At 44.7% G+C, this 17291-nt stretch carries 13 protein-coding genes and 1 pseudogene; 2 read left to right on the forward strand and 12 right to left on the reverse strand.

Annotated elements, in window-relative coordinates; translation table 11 throughout:
* Positions 1 to 8 precede the first annotated feature (8 nt).
* From pknB to EKC99_RS05025, 12 genes are all read right to left on the reverse strand, one after another.
* Complete coding sequence (pknB, locus tag EKC99_RS04970) at positions 9 to 1937, reverse strand: Stk1 family PASTA domain-containing Ser/Thr kinase (RefSeq protein ID WP_163150815.1); 1929 nt, start codon at positions 1935 to 1937, stop codon at positions 9 to 11.
* 6 nt (positions 1938 to 1943) lie between these two features.
* Entirely contained in the window at positions 1944 to 2693 is a 750-nt protein-coding gene (locus EKC99_RS04975) for a Stp1/IreP family PP2C-type Ser/Thr phosphatase (RefSeq protein WP_163150817.1), read from the reverse strand.
* 41 nt (positions 2694 to 2734) lie between these two features.
* A complete protein-coding gene (rlmN, locus tag EKC99_RS04980) occupies positions 2735 to 3784 on the reverse strand; it encodes a dual-specificity RNA methyltransferase RlmN (protein ID WP_009732843.1) in 1050 nt (349 codons plus the stop codon).
* The gene (rsmB, locus tag EKC99_RS04985) at positions 3781 to 5127 is read right to left on the reverse strand and encodes a 16S rRNA (cytosine(967)-C(5))-methyltransferase RsmB (RefSeq protein ID WP_163150819.1); all 1347 of its coding nucleotides are present in this window, start codon (positions 5125 to 5127) and stop codon (positions 3781 to 3783) included. Before rsmB ends, rlmN begins: the two co-directional genes overlap by 4 nt.
* Entirely contained in the window at positions 5120 to 6064 is a 945-nt protein-coding gene (gene fmt / locus EKC99_RS04990; protein ID WP_163150821.1) for a methionyl-tRNA formyltransferase, read from the reverse strand. Before fmt ends, rsmB begins: the two co-directional genes overlap by 8 nt.
* Positions 6061 to 6534, reverse strand: coding sequence for a peptide deformylase (def, locus tag EKC99_RS04995; protein WP_163150823.1), 474 nt, complete (start codon positions 6532 to 6534; stop codon positions 6061 to 6063). The genes fmt and def overlap by 4 nt, the downstream gene beginning before the upstream one ends.
* Before the next feature lie 17 nt (positions 6535 to 6551).
* Positions 6552 to 8966 carry a primosomal protein N' gene (priA, locus tag EKC99_RS05000; protein ID WP_163150825.1) on the reverse strand — a complete coding sequence of 805 codons (2415 nt, stop codon included), beginning with the start codon at positions 8964 to 8966 and terminating at the stop codon, positions 6552 to 6554.
* Positions 8963 to 10165 carry a bifunctional phosphopantothenoylcysteine decarboxylase/phosphopantothenate--cysteine ligase CoaBC gene (gene coaBC / locus EKC99_RS05005; protein WP_163150827.1) on the reverse strand — a complete coding sequence of 401 codons (1203 nt, stop codon included), beginning with the start codon at positions 10163 to 10165 and terminating at the stop codon, positions 8963 to 8965. The genes priA and coaBC overlap by 4 nt, the downstream gene beginning before the upstream one ends.
* A 69-nt stretch (positions 10166 to 10234) precedes the next feature.
* Entirely contained in the window at positions 10235 to 10444 is a 210-nt protein-coding gene (gene rpoZ / locus EKC99_RS05010; protein WP_009373573.1) for a DNA-directed RNA polymerase subunit omega, read from the reverse strand.
* A gap of 1 nt (position 10445) precedes the next feature.
* Entirely contained in the window at positions 10446 to 11066 is a 621-nt protein-coding gene (gene gmk, locus EKC99_RS05015) for a guanylate kinase (protein ID WP_009373572.1), read from the reverse strand.
* Positions 11067 to 11090: 24 nt separating this feature from the next.
* A complete protein-coding gene (locus EKC99_RS05020) occupies positions 11091 to 11969 on the reverse strand; it encodes a YicC/YloC family endoribonuclease (RefSeq protein ID WP_009373571.1) in 879 nt (292 codons plus the stop codon).
* 102 nt (positions 11970 to 12071) lie between these two features.
* Positions 12072 to 14741, reverse strand: coding sequence for a calcium-transporting P-type ATPase, PMR1-type (locus EKC99_RS05025; RefSeq protein ID WP_163150830.1), 2670 nt, complete (start codon positions 14739 to 14741; stop codon positions 12072 to 12074).
* Between the two features lie 101 nt (positions 14742 to 14842).
* On the opposite strand from EKC99_RS05025, the gene EKC99_RS05030 reads away from it, so the two are divergent.
* The gene (locus EKC99_RS05030) at positions 14843 to 16555 is read left to right on the forward strand and encodes an Rqc2 family fibronectin-binding protein (protein WP_163150832.1); all 1713 of its coding nucleotides are present in this window, start codon (positions 14843 to 14845) and stop codon (positions 16553 to 16555) included.
* Between the two features lie 341 nt (positions 16556 to 16896).
* A pseudogene (locus tag EKC99_RS05035) lies at positions 16897 to 17291 on the forward strand (hypothetical protein); the annotation flags it as partial.

Here is a 17291-nt window from a genome sequence, read left to right on the forward strand (position 1 = left end):
CCCTCCTTTTAAGGTGTAGTTGGATATGAAACGATGCCCTCATACACCATCTTGCCGTTCACGACGACGCGATAACGCCCTTGTTTTCCTTGTTGAATAACAAATTCTACACGCTCTTTCACATCATTTGTTAGACGATAACGTTTGTACGGTTGCTCAAATGAATGGTTTTCATCTTCTATATATAATTCTGCCATGACAGGTTCGTTTACATCAACAGGCGGTTCATACGGAATGTCAATCTGTTGGATCACTTTCTTTGTCAATACCGGTTCTTTTCCGAGAGAAATGACGACCGTAACGGTTGCCCCTTTTTCTAATCTCGCGTTCGCTTGTGGTGTTTGAGAAATGACGAGCCCTTTTTCGACCGTATCCGAATATTGCTGTTTCACGATGACGTACAGCTGTTGGTCTGCAGCATAATCGCGCACACTTTTTTCCGTGTATCCTGTTAAATCTTTTAAAATAATTTTTTCTGGTCCAAGGCTGACGGTCAAACGCACTTCTGTTTCTTCTGGCACAACTTTTTCGCCTGGAAGCGGGAATTGTTCAATAATCGTACCTGCCGGTTCGTCGCTATATACTTCTTTTTTGTCGATGAGCAAATAGTTTTCGGATCGCAATTGTCGCTCAACGTCATCAATTGGCTCACCAACATAATTTTGAAACGCTACTTTTTTCTTCCCTATACTTTTATAAATCGTCACTGCTGTACCGGCTTTGACGACTTTTCCAGCTTGCGGATTCGTACGAATGACAAATCCTTCTGCGATGTCATCATGTTCTTCTTCGACCGTCTTTTTAATTTTTAAGCCTAACGACGTTAATTCCGTCACGGCATCATCGTAATTTTTGTTCGTCACATCAGGCACCGTCACATCTTTTGGGAAAAATAAATCAGGAATCCACGTCACCGCACTCACTCCAGCGCCGACGAGCAAGAAAAGAAATGCCGCCCATAAAATGAGCCATTTTTTTGATCGCTTTTCTTTCGGAGGAGGCACGTCCTCTTTCTTTTCTGACGGTGAAGAAGCGGTCGGCTTCACAATAGGAATGATTTTCGTTTCTTCGTCGTCATCTTCGGTTGGCAACGTAAATTTTTGTTCGTTGATGCGTTCAGGCGACAGAGCGGTGCGAATATGTTTTTGCATATCTAATGCGCTATTGTAACGATGCAACGGATTTTTTGCTGTCGCTTTTAACACAATATTTTCTACGCTTTGTGGAATGTTTGGGTTCCATCGTCGTACAGACGGCGTTTCTGTTTGCAAATGTTTTAACACAATTGCTACGGCAGATTCACCGGAAAACGGCAATTGTCCCGTTAATAATTCAAACATGACGATACCGAGCGAATAAATATCCGATTTTTCTGTCGCCATTCCGCCTTTTGCTTGTTCAGGCGATAAATAATGAACCGATCCTAAAACTGAATTCGTTTGCGTAATCGTTGTCGAGCTTAACGCGACAGCTATACCGAAATCGGTAATTTTAATCGTTCCGTCTTCTGCGACTAAAATGTTTTGTGGCTTAATGTCGCGATGAATGACTCCATTTTGATGAGCATGAGCAATCGCCCCTGTTAATTCATCCATCATGCGCAACGCTTCTTGAACAGGAAGCGGAGCACGTTGTTGAATGTATTGTTTTAACGTGCAGCCACGCACATATTCCATGACCATGTAGTAAATGCCGTCGTCTTCTCCAACATCGTAAATGGTAACAATATTTTCATGGTTTAAACTTGTCGCGGCTTGTGCTTCACGTCGAAACCGTTTAATAAATAATTCATCGTTTACAAAATCTAAACGCAACACTTTTACGGCAACGTCGCGATCTAAAATCATATCCCTCGCCAAATAAACGTTCGCCATTCCGCCGCCGCCAATGAGTTGTAATATTTTATAGCGACCGTTTAATCGTTTGCCGATGAGCACGAGCGATCACCTACTTTCACTCACATCTAAAAATTGTACGATCGCTAACGTAATGTTATCTTCCCCACCGTGCTCATTTGCAACATCAATTAACGCTTGCGCTTTTTCTTCAAGCGAGCGATCCGACGTTAATACGTCTACCATCGTCTGTTCAGACACTTTATTCGAAAGGCCGTCAGAGCAAAGCAATAACATATCTCCTTCATCGACAGCGACCGTTTTCACATCGAGTTCAATGACTTGCTCTGTTCCGAGCGCGCGCAATAGCACATGTTTGCGCGGATGATATTCCGCATCTTCTTTTGATAGTTGCCCGCTTTTCACTAATTCGTTCACAAGAGAATGGTCTTCTGTCATTTGTTGAAATCCGTTTGCGTTTAGTAAATAACAACGACTATCACCGATGTGCCCGATCGTAGCAAACTGTTTTGTACAAATGGCGGCAACGATCGTCGTGCCCATCCCTTGACAATGATCGTTCGTTTGAGAGTGTTGAAAAAGCGATTCGTTCACTTTCATAATATGTTCTTTTAACCACGTCTCCGCTTGTTGTGGGGACGTCATTTCTTCCGTCTCTTCCCAAAACTGTTTTAGCTGCGTCATCGTCATTTCGCTTGCCACATCACCAGCAAGATGACCGCCCATCCCATCAGCGACAACGGCTAAATAATCGCCTGTTTGATTCATAAAAACGCCACCGTTATCTTCGTTATGTGACCTGATTTTCCCGACATCCGTTTGAAATACCGCCTTCATATACGTATCACTTCCTTACTTCGATCTGTGTGTCCACATCGTTACGCTTTCGTTTCTTCTTTCCGCTCCTTCGCACGTAGCTGACCGCATGCCGCATCAATATCGTGCCCTTGTTCACGGCGAATCGTTACGTTAATGCCATGTTTTTTCAACGTTTTCTCAAACGCAAAAATTTGCTCGCGCGGCGTGCGCACGTAGTTGCGTTCAGGCACGTAGTTCACCGGGATTAAGTTGACATGACATTTTAATCCTTTAATAAGCGCAGCAAGCTCTTCGGCATGTTCAATTTGATCGTTCACACCGCCAAATAAGCCGTATTCAAAAGTCACGCGCCGCCCTGTTTTTTCAATGTAATAGCGCACAGCTTCCATCAACTCTGGCAATTTATAAGCGCGGTTAATCGGCATCAACTTCGAGCGCAATTCCGTATTTGGCGCATGAAGCGAAATGGCGAAGTTAATTTGCATATTTTCATCAGCAAATTGATAAATTTTCGGAATGATGCCGCTTGTTGATACAGTAATGTGACGCGCGCCAATATGCAACCCTTTCGGATGGTTTACGATTTTTAAAAACTTGATGAGCTCATCATAGTTATCAAACGGTTCCCCAATTCCCATAACGACGATGCTGCTCACTCGTTCGTTCGTTTCATCGAGCGCTTTTTGTACTTTAACGACTTGCGCAACAATTTCACCTGCTTGTAAATTGCGCTTTAAGCCACCTAATGTCGAAGCACAAAACGTACAGCCGATTCGGCAGCCGACTTGTGTCGTCACACAAATCGAATTACCGTAGTCATGACGCATAAGCACCGTTTCAATCGAATAGCCGTCATGAAGTTCAAATAAAAACTTCATCGTTCCGTCTTTTGACGTTTGTTGTACGAGCGTTTTTAATGTCGTGATGACAAACTGTTCATGTAGCCGCTCGCGCAACGCTTTTGGAATATTTGTCATCTCTTCAAATGACGTCACTCGTTTTTTATATAACCATTCAAAAATTTGTGTGGCGCGAAACGGCTTTTCCCCTTGCTGTTCCACCCAACTTTGCAAGTCTTCTAAACGCAGCGAGTAAATGGATGGTTTCATATCATTTCACCTTTCTTTTTCAATGTTGCGATAAAAAATCCGTCGCTATATACGTGATGTGGAAGCAATTGCAACATGCCGTGACGTACATATGGCGCCACCGATGATGGCAAGCGCGAAGCAAGCGTTTCATCGAGCTCATATTGTGGATGTTCGTCTAAAAATGCAGCGATGACTTGTTCGTTTTCTTCCCGATCGACCGTACATGTGCTATATACGAGCGTTCCACCGCGTTTTAAAAGCGGAGCGACCGCCCGCAAAATATTTCGTTGAATAGCAGCAAGTTGCGCCATATCGTTTTCGTTTTTCGCATATTTAATTTCCGGCTTCCGCCGAATGACGCCAAGCCCTGAACACGGGGCATCGACTAATATGCGATCAAACGTTTCAGGAGCAAATTGCGTATGCGCTTGACGGCTATCGAGTTGTTTCGCTTCAATATTCGACAAGCCTAGACGCTTTGCCTGCTGCTCAATCAGTTTTACTTTATGATCATGAATATCTAGCGCAACGACGCGGCCTTTATTGTTCATTCGTTCAGCCATATGCGTCGTCTTTCCGCCCGGTGCCGCGCAACAATCTAACACGACGTCTGTTTCGGTTGGAGAAAGGGCGTAAGCAACAAGCATCGAGCTTTCGTCTTGAATCGTCACAAGCCCTTCTTGAAACACGCTCGTTTTCGCTGCATTGCCCTTGACCATTTTTATTCCAATCGGCACGACAGAAGAAGAAACGGCTTCAATCCCTTCTTCTTTTAAGCGGGCGATCGCTTCGTCAACCGTTACACGCATCGCGTTTACCCTTGCTGTTTGTTCTGGTGGCAAGTTGTTCGCTTCGCACATTCGTTTCGTCTCATCCCATCCGAATTGTTCGACCCATCGACGCACGAGCCAAAGCGGATGACTTGTCGCAACGGCTAGACGTTCGAAGTCGTCTTTTATTTCATCAAATGAGCGCAATCCTTCGCGCTGGATGGAGCGCAATACACCGTTTACGAGCGAGGCGATGCCGCGATGCCCACGACGTTTTGCTATTTCTACCGCTTCAAATAATACTGCGCGATCAGGAATCCGGTCTAAAAATACCATTTGATAAAGCGACAGACGAAGCAATAGGCGCACCCATAGCTCAATTTTTCCTTTTATAAACGGCTGTAAATAGTAGTCAAGCGTATCGCGTCGTTGGATCGTGCCGTATACTAATTCTGTTAAAAGCGCAACATCTTGGGCGGATAATTCGTTTGTTTCGATCACATGATGTAATGATAAATTGCTATATGCTCGTTTTTTTTCAATATCGATTAACACATCTAACGCTAAGTTTCGGACGTTTTTTTTACTCATTCGTTCCTCCTAATACTGTCCCGATTTCAATCGTTGCACCGCGTAAAAAGTCAGTAGCGCTCATTTTCCGTTTTCCTGCTGGTTGCAATTCAGTGATTTTAATCGCTGTTTCGTTGCCGGTTGCAACGACAATGCCATCGCGTTCAACGGCAACAATGGTGCCTGGCTTCGCTTGGGAAGATGCTTGTACTTTTTCTCCCCACCAAATTTTCCAACGTTCATCGCCATGCATCGTATAAGCGACAGGCCACGGATTCATACCGCGAATATGGTTATAAATGTCTTCGCCCGCTTTTGTCCAATCGATTCGTTCTTGTTCTGGTTTAATGTTGTATGCAAACGTCGCTTGTTCATCATCTTGCTTTATCGGTGTAATGTCGCCACGAAGCAGTTTCGGAAGCGTTTCAGAAAGTAGTTTCGCCCCTGCTTCGCTAAGTTTGTCGTGCAACGTCCCGACTGTATCGCGTTCATCAATCGGCACTTCCACTTGTGTTAATATGTCTCCTGCATCGAGTTTTTCAACCATGTACATGATTGTAATGCCTGTTTTTTCTTTTCCTTGCAAAATGGCGTAATGAATAGGGGCCCCTCCGCGCAATTCTGGCAAAAGCGAGGCGTGCACGTTAATGCACCCATACTTTGGCGCTTCAAGGAGCGGTTTCGGTAAAATTTGTCCAAATGCAGCAGTGATGATCATATCTGGTTGTAAGGCGAGCACTTGTTCATATTGATCTTTTTCACGAATTTTTGTCGGCTGCAATACCGGAATGTTGTACGACTGTGCAGTCACTTTGACTGGCGGTGGGGTTAATTGTTGTTTTCGTCCTTTCGGCTTGTCCGGTTGTGTCACGACACCAACAACGTTGTATCCGTCTTTGATTAACTGTTCTAAAATCGGAACAGCAAAATCAGGCGTTCCCATAAATACAATGTTCATTGTTCGAACTCCCCTTCTTCATAATAACGAATGACTTTTGACGTAAATAATATGCCTTGTAAATGATCGATTTCATGTTGTAACGCGCGAGCTAAAAAACCTGTCGCTTCGATTTCAAACGGACGACCGCGCCGATTTTGCGCGCGTACTTTCACATATTGAGAACGTTTTACTTCTCCAAATAATCCCGGAAAACTTAAACATCCTTCTGGTCCGATTTGTTCACCGCTTTGGGCAACGATGACGGGATTCACTAACTCGATGCACCCATGGCGGTCGCCAATGTCAACAATCGCAATTTGTTGATCGATGCCGACTTGCGGGGCAGCTAATCCGACCCCATCGGCCGCAATCATCGTATCGTACATGTCGTTTAATATTTTCGTCAACTTGCGGTCAAAAACAGTGACCGGCTGGCAAACGGTTTCTAAAACCGGGGCAGGATATGTTACAATCGGTAAAATAGCCAAAATGGTTCCTCCCTTATTTACATCATCATATATGGATTTAAATCAATCGTAATCGTCACATCGCCGCGCGCCATCTCGCGCTGATAATGTTCCATAACCGTGCGGAGCGCTGTCGTTAAGTTCGCTTCCCGCTTGTATTTTATCATGCATTGGTAACGATATCTATCGTTCATGCGCGCAATCGGAGAAGCAACCGGTCCGAGTACAACCGCTTCAGCTGACAAATGTTTTTTCACATGTGTAGCAATTTTTTCAGCGATGCTTATTCCTTTTAGCGCATCAACATGCGACACCGTAATGAGCGTTAAATAATAAAACGGTGGATATCCGTGTTTTTTTCGATTGATCATTTCCCGTTCATAAAACGCCTCATAATGATGTTTGCTTGCGAATTGAATGCTGTAATGTTCAGGTGTATACGTTTGAATAACGACTTCTCCCGGCAAATGATGCCGCCCTGCTCGGCCGCTTACTTGCGTCAACAGCTGAAACGTTTTTTCTGCCGCGCGAAAATCAGGGACGTGAAGCATCGTGTCTGCTGCTAATACGCCAACTAATGTGACATTTGGAAAATCGAGCCCTTTGGCAATCATTTGCGTGCCGAGTAAAATGTCAGCCTTTCCTTCTCCAAATTGATGAAGCAGTCGCTCGTGTGCTCCTTTTCGGCTCGTTGTATCGACGTCCATCCGAATGACGCGCGCTTCTGGAAGCAGCTTTGTTAATTCTTCTTCTACTTTTTGCGTTCCCGTTCCGAAAAAGCGAATATGTTCGCTTTGACAAGCAGGACAATGCGACGACATTCGCTGTTCGTATCCACAATAATGACATTTCAATTGTTGTTGGACGCGATGATACGTCAGTGAAATATCGCAATGCGGACATTGAATGACGTGACCGCAATCCCGACACATGACAAAAGAAGAATAACCGCGACGATTTAAAAATAAAACGGATTGTTCTCCTTTTTGTAAACGTTCCGTTAATTTTTCAAATAAAAGGCGGGAAAACATCGAGCGGTTTCCTGCGCGCAGTTCTTCACGCATATCCACAATGGCCACAGGCGGCATCGCATGATCGTTCATTCGCTTCGTTAACGTGACTTGTTTATATACCCCTTTTTGAGCGCGCGCAAACGATTCGAGCGATGGCGTAGCGCTGCCAAGCACAACTGGACAACGATGGTAACGACCGCGAAAAATGGCCACATCGCGCGCATGATAGCGCGGTGATTCTTCTTGTTTGTAGCTCGTTTCATGTTCTTCATCAATAATGATGATGCCGATGTTTTCAAAAGGGGCAAAAATGGCAGAACGAGCTCCAACGACAAGCTGCACTTCTTTTCGTTGAATTTTTCGCCACTCGTCATACTTTTCTCCAAGCGATAACCCGCTATGAAGAACAGCGACTTGCGAACCGAATCGTTCTTTAAACCGCTTCACCATTTGAGGTGTAAGCGAAATTTCTGGTACGAGCACAATCGCTTCTTTCCCCTTTTTTAAGACGAGATCAATCGCTTGCATATACACTTCTGTTTTGCCGCTTCCTGTGACGCCGTACATTAAAAAAACGTCATGCACATCTTCGTCAATCGCTTTTCCGATCGCCTGTAACGCTTGGCGTTGTTCGTCTGTTAAAGGGAGCGGTTTTGTTTTTGTAAACGAGCGGTTGGCATACGGATCGCGATATATTTCTTTTTCTGTCACGGCGACGAGCTGTTTTTTCATGAGCGCTTGAACAGTAGCAAACGTGCTATTTGTTTCACTTAACAATTGTTTTAAAGGGAAAGAGCGGGCTGTAAGCAAACGCTCAAGCATTTGTTTTTGTTTTATGGCACGCTGCGGGAGCGATGCAAGCGCATGTATGATCTCATCGTCGCTTGCGCGCAGTTCGACCCACTTTTCTGTTTTTATTTTTCCTTTTTCTTCAACTCGGTAAACGACTTCAATATGGCCGTTTGCGATTTCTTTTTGCAACAGCGGCACGTATGGCGTTTGTGCCACTTCACTCCACGGAATGACGAGACGGTCACGAAACAACGCACGTACTTTTTCGTGTATGAACGGCATATGTTGCTCAATGAGTCGAATGTCTTTTTCATATTTCGCTTTCATTGCGGCAGGCAACATCGCTTGAAACGCCGATACCATGAAACAAAGCGTCGTTTCAGTTAGCCACTTTCCAAGTTGCAACAATTCTTCATTAAATACAGGAACAACGTCAAAAAGAGAATGAATGGGCTTTAACTGTTCGCGCGGCATGTCCGTCGTTTCTTTCAGCTCAATGACAAATCCTTGTAAAAAACGTGTGCCGAATGGTACGACAACGCGCATGCCTGGTTGTACAACGCCGACAAGTTCAGCTGGGATCACGTAATCAAACGGGCGATCCGTTTGACTCGTAGGAATATCGACGATGACAGAAGCGACTGTCATAGGCGTCCCTCAATTTCATGATAAATTTCATATAAAATTTGTTTGGCCACTTCCGATTTTGGCAAGAGTGGAAGTTGCTTTGCCGTTCCGTCTCGTTTAAATATCGTCACGATATTTGTATCCGTACCGAACCCAGCTCCTTCTTGGACAACGTTATTTGCGACAATCATATCGGCATTTTTGCGCGCAAGCTTTTCTTTCGCATATCGTTCCACATCGTTCGTTTCTGCCGCAAAGCCAACTAAAAATTGGTGCGTTTTTTGTTCGCCGAGCGTTTGTAAAATGTCGATCGTTCGCTCAAGAACGACAGTGTAGTCTCCTTGTTGTTTTTTTATTTTATTGTCGGCGACATATTTAGGGCGGTAGTCTGCTACTGCCGCTGTTTTAATGACGATATCGCTATGTTGAAAATGCTCCATCACCGCTTCATACATGTCTTGTGCACTTTCTACCCGAATCGTCTGTACCCCTTCCGGACGAGCGAGCGATGTCGGGCCGGAAATAAGGATGACGTCCGCTCCTAAATCGCGCGCTGCCTCTGCGAGAGCATAGCCCATTTTTCCTGTCGAGTGATTGCTGAAAAAGCGGACAGGGTCAAGTTTTTCGCGCGTCGGACCGGCTGTCACTAACACTTTTTTTCCTTTTAACAGTTCGTTTGATGCAACATGTTGTTCAAGCAATGCGACGATCGTTTCTGGCTCTTCTAATCGCCCTTTTCCAACGTAACCGCACGCAAGCATCCCTTCCGCTGGTTCAATGAAGCGATAGCCATACGACTGCAACGTGCGCATATTTTGTTGTACCGCTGGATGTTCGTACATATGGACGTTCATCGCAGGCGCAAGCCAAACCGGTGCTTTCGTCGCAAGTAAAATCGTTGTCACCATGTTATCAGCTAAACCATGCGCCAGTTTTGCGATCGTGTTTGCGGTCGCAGGGGCAACGAGTACGAGATGTGCCCAATCAGCTAAATCAATGTGTGCAATGACGTTCGGCTTTTTTTCGTCGAATGTATCAATGTATACTTCGTTTTTTGATAACGCTTGAAACGTAAGCGGTGTAACAAATTGACAAGCAGCTTCCGTCATGACGACTTTGACATTCGCCCCCGCTTGCACAAGTTTGCTTGTGAGCGCCGCTGCTTTATATACAGCAATGCCACCTGTAACACATAATAAAATGTTTTTTTGCTGAAGCATCGACGTTGCCCCTTTCGTTCGGTATTTGTAAAAAAATAACAACCTAAAAACTAGGTTGTCGTAAGTAGTTTATTGCGTTGCTTCTTCTTCGCTAACGACTTCAATATGACCCGCCGCAATTTCTTCTAACGCTTTGCCGACAAATTTTTTCGACACAGGTTTTTCGATCGTTAAGTCATTTTTCACTTGCAATTGGCGGGCGCGCTTCGCCGCAACTGTGACGAGCGTATATTTTGAATCGAGTTTTGTAATGAGTAAATCAATGGAAGGATATAACATATTACTCCACCTCCAACATCTTTTTATATCGTTGTGCCACGCGTTCGCGTCGGCAATGTTCTGCCATGACAATCGCTTTAATGCGCTCGCATGCGAGTTCTACTTGATCGTTTTCGACAACGTAATCGTATGCATCCATCATTTCTAATTCTTCTTTCGCCGCTTGTAAACGATCGCGAATTAAATCTTCTGATTCCGTTCCGCGCATTTCAATTCGTTTACGCAATTCGCTTAAACTTGGCGGCGCGAGGAAAATAAAGAGCGCTTCTGGAAACACTTTACGAACTTGCATGGCTCCTTGTACTTCAATTTCTAAAAACACGTCTTTTCCTTCTTGCAATGTTTTTTCTACATAATCAATTGGCGTGCCGTAGTAATTTCCGACATATTCTGCCCACTCTAGCAGCTCATTTTGGCGAATCATTTGTTCGAACTGCTCGCGCGTTTTGAAAAAGTAATCGACGCCATCGACTTCCCCTTCACGTGGTTTGCGCGTCGTCACAGAAATGGAATATTGCAATTGAATATCTGGTTGTGAAAATAATGCTTTTCGTACCGTCCCTTTTCCGACGCCAGACGGTCCCGATAGGACGATTAATAACCCTCGTTCTTTCACGGTCATCCCCACCTTCTATTGATAAACAAACTACTCTACATTTTGCACTTGTTCTTTAATTTTTTCAAGGGCGCTTTTCATTTCGACAACTTCGGAAGCAATATAGCGATCGTTCGCTTTTGAACCGATCGTATTCATTTCACGATTGAGCTCTTGGACGAGAAAATCAAGCTTTCGTCCAACTGCTCCTCCTTCAGAAACGATGCGACGAAATTGTTCAATATGGCTATATATCCGTTTTAATTCTTCATGAATATCGACTTTTTCCGCAAATAAAGCGACTTCCGTCAATAGCCGTTGTTCATCAACAACGCCCTGTACAAATTCACTTACTCGTTTATGTATGCGTTCGCGATAAGAAGCGACGACCGTTGGCGCAAGTTGTTCAATGCGATGTGCGCTTTTCTCAATCGTCTCCAGCTGCATCAGCATGTCTGCTAATAGCGCGTTTCCTTCTTGTTCGCGCATCTGTTTCAATTGCTCAACCGCTTCTTTTGTCGCTTCTAAAAGAAGCGAAAGAAGCGCATCGTTTTCGATCGGCTGCTCCGTCATTTCAACCGCATCCGATAGCATATGTACAACATCTCGAAGCGATACATCATCGGCGAAATGAAACCGTCGGCGCACATCAGTAAGCATGCGATAATACGCATCAACAAGCTGCCAGTCGACATGAAGCGTTCGTTCGACGAGCTGTTCCCCTTCAATCGTAATAAACACTTCGACACGTCCACGAGCAATATGTTGTGTAATGACTCTTTTTATTTTATCTTCAAACATCACCCACTGTCTAGGCATGCGGATCGAAATTTCACAAAAACGGTGATTGACTGACTTCATTTCCACCGTAACGCTCACGTTTTCGCCTTCTTTTTTTCCTCGACCAAATCCTGTCATACTTACGATCATACTCTCACATCCATTGTACGTTATCGACAATAAAAGAAGGTAATAGATTCACTCCATTACCTTCTCCCATTATAGCATATATCACTATATAGCGAAAACATTTCATGAGCGGCGGCGTGTAAATAACGAACCAGCAAGTAAAAACGTCGGAATAGACGATAAGCCAACAATAAGCAACCAATCGGTCAGCGGCAACGAAACCGTATGGAAAATCGGCTGTAACGGCGGATAGTAAATGACGACAAGCAACAAGAAAAGCGACGACAACACGGCGAGCACTAAATACATATTTTCAAACGGATTTCGGTCAAACACCGACCGTTCGCTTCGGCAATCAAACACGTGAATGAGTTGAGCGAGCACGAGCGTCGCAAAGGCAACCGTCTGGGCATACGTTAAGTTTTCCGGATGTCGCGTATGCACGACAAGAAAAGCGATCAACGTCACCATACCGATGAGAAAGCCGCGACTAATAATTTTCCAACCGAGCCCTCTGACGAAAACTCCTTCTTTCGGATGACGCGGTGGCCGCTTCATGACGTTTTCTTCCGCTGGGTCTAATCCGAGCGCCATGGCAGGTAGTCCGTCTGTGACGAGGTTTACCCATAAAATTTGAATCGGCACGAGCGGAAGAGGAAGCGCAAATATCATCGCAAATAACATCACTAAAATTTCACCGACGTTTGACGCAAGCAAGTAGCGAATAAATTTACGAATGTTTTCATAAATGTTTCGTCCTTCTTCGATCGCCGCTTTAATCGTCGCAAAGTTATCATCTAACAAAACGAGCGAAGCGGCTTCTTTTGATACATCTGTTCCTGTGACTCCCATCGCGATGCCGATGTTTGCTGTTTTAATCGCTGGCGCATCATTAACGCCATCGCCTGTCATCGCCACAATATGCCCTCTTTTTTGCAACGCTTGCACAATTTTTAATTTATGTTCTGGTGATACGCGCGCAAAAACGTATACATCTTCAACGACGTCTTCTAATTCATCAACAGATAACGTCGCTAACGTTTTGCCGTCCATCACTTTGCCGTTCGGTGGCATCATGTGCAGTTGTTGGGCAATCGCTTTCGCCGTTAACACATGATCTCCTGTAATCATCACTGTTTTAATGCCTGCTTTTTTACATTCCGCAATGGCTTGTTTTACTTCTTTCCGCGGCGGATCGATCATCCCTTGTAAACCGATGAACGTTAAGTCGCTTTCCGCTTTCGTTTCATCGTTCATTGTTTCCGTCAAAGAAAGCGGCCGATAGGCGATCGCAATCGTTCGCAACGCTTGAGAAGCGAGCGTATTGACCGTTTGCTGCACCATTTTCTGCTCTTGGTCGCGCATTCGTTTCGCTTGACCATCCATATATATGAAACGACAACGTTCAAGCAACATATCTGGCGCACCTTTTGTGACAATAAAGCGCCGATTCGCGCGATCTTTTACGATGACCGACATCATTTTTCGCGTCGAATCAAACGGAAATTCATGTTCAATCGTAAACTCGGCAGCGATTTTTTCTTTCGTCCATCCCGCTTTCGCCGCCGCAACAACGAGGGCACCTTCGGTCGGATCGCCATCAATCATATATGTTTTTCCTTTTTTCTTTATGTTCGCATGATTGCATAGCGCCCCAAATAATAAGATTTGCTGTAAGGCAGCATCTACCTTTTCTTGTTTGCCGTTATATAAAAACGTTCCTTTCGGTTCATAGCCCGTCCCGCTTACTGTCCATAATCGATTATTCACCCACACATGCGTGACTGTCATTTGATTTTCCGTCATCGTTCCTGTTTTATCAGAACAAATGACCGAGGCACAACCGAGCGTTTCAACCGCAGGAAGTTTGCGCACGATGGCGTTTCGCTTCATCATGCGTTGGACACCGAGCGCCAATACGACGGTAACGATCGCAGGCAATCCTTCTGGAATGGCGGCAACCGCAAGCGACACACCAGCTAAAAACATGTCATATACCGCATGTCCTTGCCATACGCCAAGCACGACAACGAGCGCTGTGAGCGCTAAAGCGATGACAATTAAAATTTTGCCGAGCTGTTCGAGCTTTCGTTGCAACGGTGTCGTCATCGTTGGCGCCGACTGGATTAAATGGGCAATTTGCCCCATCGCTGTATGCATGCCTGTCGCTACGACAATACCTATTCCGCTTCCTTTTGTCACGAGCGTTCCCATAAACGCCATATTTGTGCGATCACCTAATGGCACATCATCTACAAGTGGCGCTGTTTGTTTTTCGACAGGAAGCGATTCGCCCGTTAACGACGATTCTTCAATATATAACCCTTTCGCTTCAATGATGCGCACGTCCGCCCCGATGCGATCACCGCTTGCGAATTTGACAATATCGCCAACGACTAACTGAGCAGACGGCACTTTTACCCATTCCCCATCCCGTAAAACGAGCGATTCTGGGGCGGATAATTGTTTTAGTGCCTCAAGCGACTTTTCCGCCCGACGCTCTTGTATAAATCCTAAAAAAGCGTTCATGATGACAATCGCCACGATGGCGACCGCATCGATGTATTCGCCTAATACGGCGGAAATCGCCGTTGCCGCCAATAAGACGAGCACCATAAAATCTTGAAACTGACTAAAAAATTGTTTTAGCGCAGACGGCTTTTTTTCTTCCGACAGCTCGTTTTTGCCGAATTGTTTTAATCGTCTTTTCGCTTCTTTTTCCGTTAATCCAAAGCCAATCTTTGTATTTACTTGTTGTTCCACCTGCTCTATACGCAGTCCGTGCCAGCTCATTTCTCTCCCCCTTCCGCTTGTCTTATCTATGACAGCTTATTCAGGCATGTACGAAAAAATGATATGGTATAATGAAAAGAAAAAAGAGAAAGGTGTTTTCTATGTCGTTTGACGGAGTATTTACATATGCGATGACAAAAGAACTACAGCGCACGCTTGTCGGGGGGCGCATTTCAAAAATTTATCAGCCGTTTCCATCCGAATTAGTGCTTCATATTCGTTCGCGCGGAAGCAATTATAAATTGTTATTATCTGCTCATCCTACTTATGCGCGCGTCCATTTGACGAACGAGACGTACGATAACCCTCATGAGCCGCCGATGTTTTGTATGCTTCTGCGCAAACATCTTGAAGGAGGCGTCATTGAAGCGATCACGCAAGTCGATTTTGATCGCATCATCATCATTCATGTAAAAGGAAGAAATGAGCTCGGCGATGTATGTACAAAGCAGCTCATCGTTGAATTGATGGGCCGCCACAGCAACATCATTCTCGTCGATGAACAGACGAACACGATCATCGACAGCGTTAAACATCTCTCTCCTGCGGTGAACCGATACCGAACAGTGCTTCCTGGGGCGCCTTATATATTGCCTCCATCGCACGACAAAATTAATCCGCTTCATGCGACGGAGGAGACGGTGTTAAAAAAGATCGACTTTCTCGCAGGAAAATTAGCCGATCAACTCGTCGCCACATTTACGGGCATTTCGCCACTTTTTGCGCGCGAAGTCATCTATCGCGCAGGGCTTGCTAACCGAACGACGTTGCCGAAAAGCTTCATCTCTTTGATGGAAGATGTACGCAGCGAGAAATTTACTCCGTGTATATACACAAACGGAACAAAAGACGTATTTTATGCGTTGCCGCTTACCCATATCGAAGGGGAAGGAAAACATTTTGCTACGTTAAGCGAGATGCTTGACCGTTTTTATTTCGGCAAAGCGGAACGCGACCGCGTAAAACAACAAGCACACGATTTAGAACGCTTTGTCGCGAATGAAAAAGCGAAAAATGAAAAGAAACTGTTGAAACTTCACCAAACGCTTGAAGAAGCAAAACAGGCAGAACAATATCGACTATATGGGGAATTGTTGACCGCAAATCTTTATGTTATGAAGCGAGGAATGAGCGAAATCGAAGTCGTCAACTATTATGACGAAAACGGTGCTACAATCACCATTCCGCTTGATCAACAAAAATCGCCGTCAGAAAATGCGCAAAGCTATTTTCAAAAATATCAAAAAGCGAAAAATTCTCTTTCCATCGTGCAGGAACAAATCGAACGAACGAAAGAAGAAATCGCATACTTCGATACGCTGTTGCAGCAACTTGAAACGGCATCACCGAAAGACATTGACGACATTCGCGACGAATTAATCGAACAAGGGTATTTGCGCGCCAAAGCGACAAAACAGAAAAAACAAAAACCGCGCACAATCGAACTCGAACGCTACGTATCAAGCGACGGAACCGACATTTTCGTCGGCAAAAACAACAAACAAAACGACTATTTAACGAACAAATTCGCAAGCAAAGACGACATTTGGCTTCATACGAAAGACATCCCTGGCTCGCACGTCGTCATTAAAAGCAAAAACCCATCAGAACAAACGATCATCGAAGCTGCCCACTTAGCCGCTTACTTCAGCAAAGCGCGCCACTCCAGCTCCGTTCCGGTCGACTACACGCGCGTGCGCTACGTCAAAAAACCAAACGGCGCCAAACCCGGCTTCGTCATTTACGAAAACCAGCAGACGATTTACGTCACGCCAGATGAGGAGATGGTGGTGAAGATGAAAAAACCCGTCTAGGTAGGCGGGTTTTTTCATTTACAACTTGTAGCGAAGATCTATAAAATATGGTTCATCACCACAACATGTACTTGACAAGTGATACGCTTTCTTGAACAAAAATGTACAGAAATCATTGGTTTACTGCTTCTTCCTCACAAGCATCGGTAGGTGTGTTATAAAAAATCAAGTACAACTTTTGGTGAAGAGCCACCTTTTATAACAATATATTACTATTTTACATGGACAATATATGTACCTAAAGAAAAAAATTCAAAAAAATTTTTGTCATATTTTCTGTTTCGTCTCTCTTCTTTCTGTCGAATGATGATATAATGGAAACGAAAAAGGAGGTGAAAAAAATGGAGCAGTTGTTGCAACGCATTTTTGATGAGTTGGGGTTTTTGCGTGCGAATATGGCAACGAAAGCAGACGTCGCCGCGTTAAAAGATGATATTCGAGCGTTAGAAAGTCGCGTCAGTCATATTGAACAGACGATGGCCACAAAAGATGATATCGCAAGCATTGAGCAACGTATGGCCACAAAAGATGACATCGCTGCTATGGACAAGCGCATCGAACAGATCGAACAAACCATGGCGACAAAAGATGATATCATCAGCATCGAACAGCGCATGGCCACAAAAGACGATATCGCAAGCATCGAGCAGCGTATGGCCACAAAAGACGATATCGCAAGCATTGAGCAGCGTATGGCCACAAAAGACGATTTCGCAAGCATCGAGCAGCGTATGGA

Source organism: Anoxybacillus sp. MB8, from assembly GCF_011006755.1.
In the GTDB taxonomy this organism is placed as follows: domain Bacteria; phylum Bacillota; class Bacilli; order Bacillales; family Anoxybacillaceae; genus Anoxybacillus; species Anoxybacillus gonensis.

What these genes read in the sequence shown, in the direction of transcription:
- EKC99_RS04975 (WP_163150817.1), bottom strand. Translation starts at nt 2,693, where the DNA reads ATGAAGGCGGTATTTCAAACGGATGTCGGGAAAATCAGGTCACATAAC.
- rlmN (WP_009732843.1), bottom strand. Translation starts at nt 3,784, where the DNA reads ATGAAACCATCCATTTACTCGCTGCGTTTAGAAGACTTGCAAAGTTGG.
- rsmB (WP_163150819.1), bottom strand. Translation starts at nt 5,127, where the DNA reads ATGAGTAAAAAAAACGTCCGAAACTTAGCGTTAGATGTGTTAATCGAT.
- fmt (WP_163150821.1), bottom strand. Translation starts at nt 6,064, where the DNA reads ATGAACATTGTATTTATGGGAACGCCTGATTTTGCTGTTCCGATTTTA.
- priA (WP_163150825.1), bottom strand. Translation starts at nt 8,966, where the DNA reads ATGACAGTCGCTTCTGTCATCGTCGATATTCCTACGAGTCAAACGGAT.
- coaBC (WP_163150827.1), bottom strand. Translation starts at nt 10,165, where the DNA reads ATGCTTCAGCAAAAAAACATTTTATTATGTGTTACAGGTGGCATTGCT.
- rpoZ (WP_009373573.1), bottom strand. Translation starts at nt 10,444, where the DNA reads ATGTTATATCCTTCCATTGATTTACTCATTACAAAACTCGATTCAAAA.
- gmk (WP_009373572.1), bottom strand. Translation starts at nt 11,066, where the DNA reads ATGACCGTGAAAGAACGAGGGTTATTAATCGTCCTATCGGGACCGTCT.
- EKC99_RS05020 (WP_009373571.1), bottom strand. Translation starts at nt 11,969, where the DNA reads ATGATCGTAAGTATGACAGGATTTGGTCGAGGAAAAAAAGAAGGCGAA.
- EKC99_RS05025 (WP_163150830.1), bottom strand. Translation starts at nt 14,741, where the DNA reads ATGAGCTGGCACGGACTGCGTATAGAGCAGGTGGAACAACAAGTAAAT.
- EKC99_RS05030 (WP_163150832.1), top strand. Translation starts at nt 14,843, where the DNA reads ATGTCGTTTGACGGAGTATTTACATATGCGATGACAAAAGAACTACAG.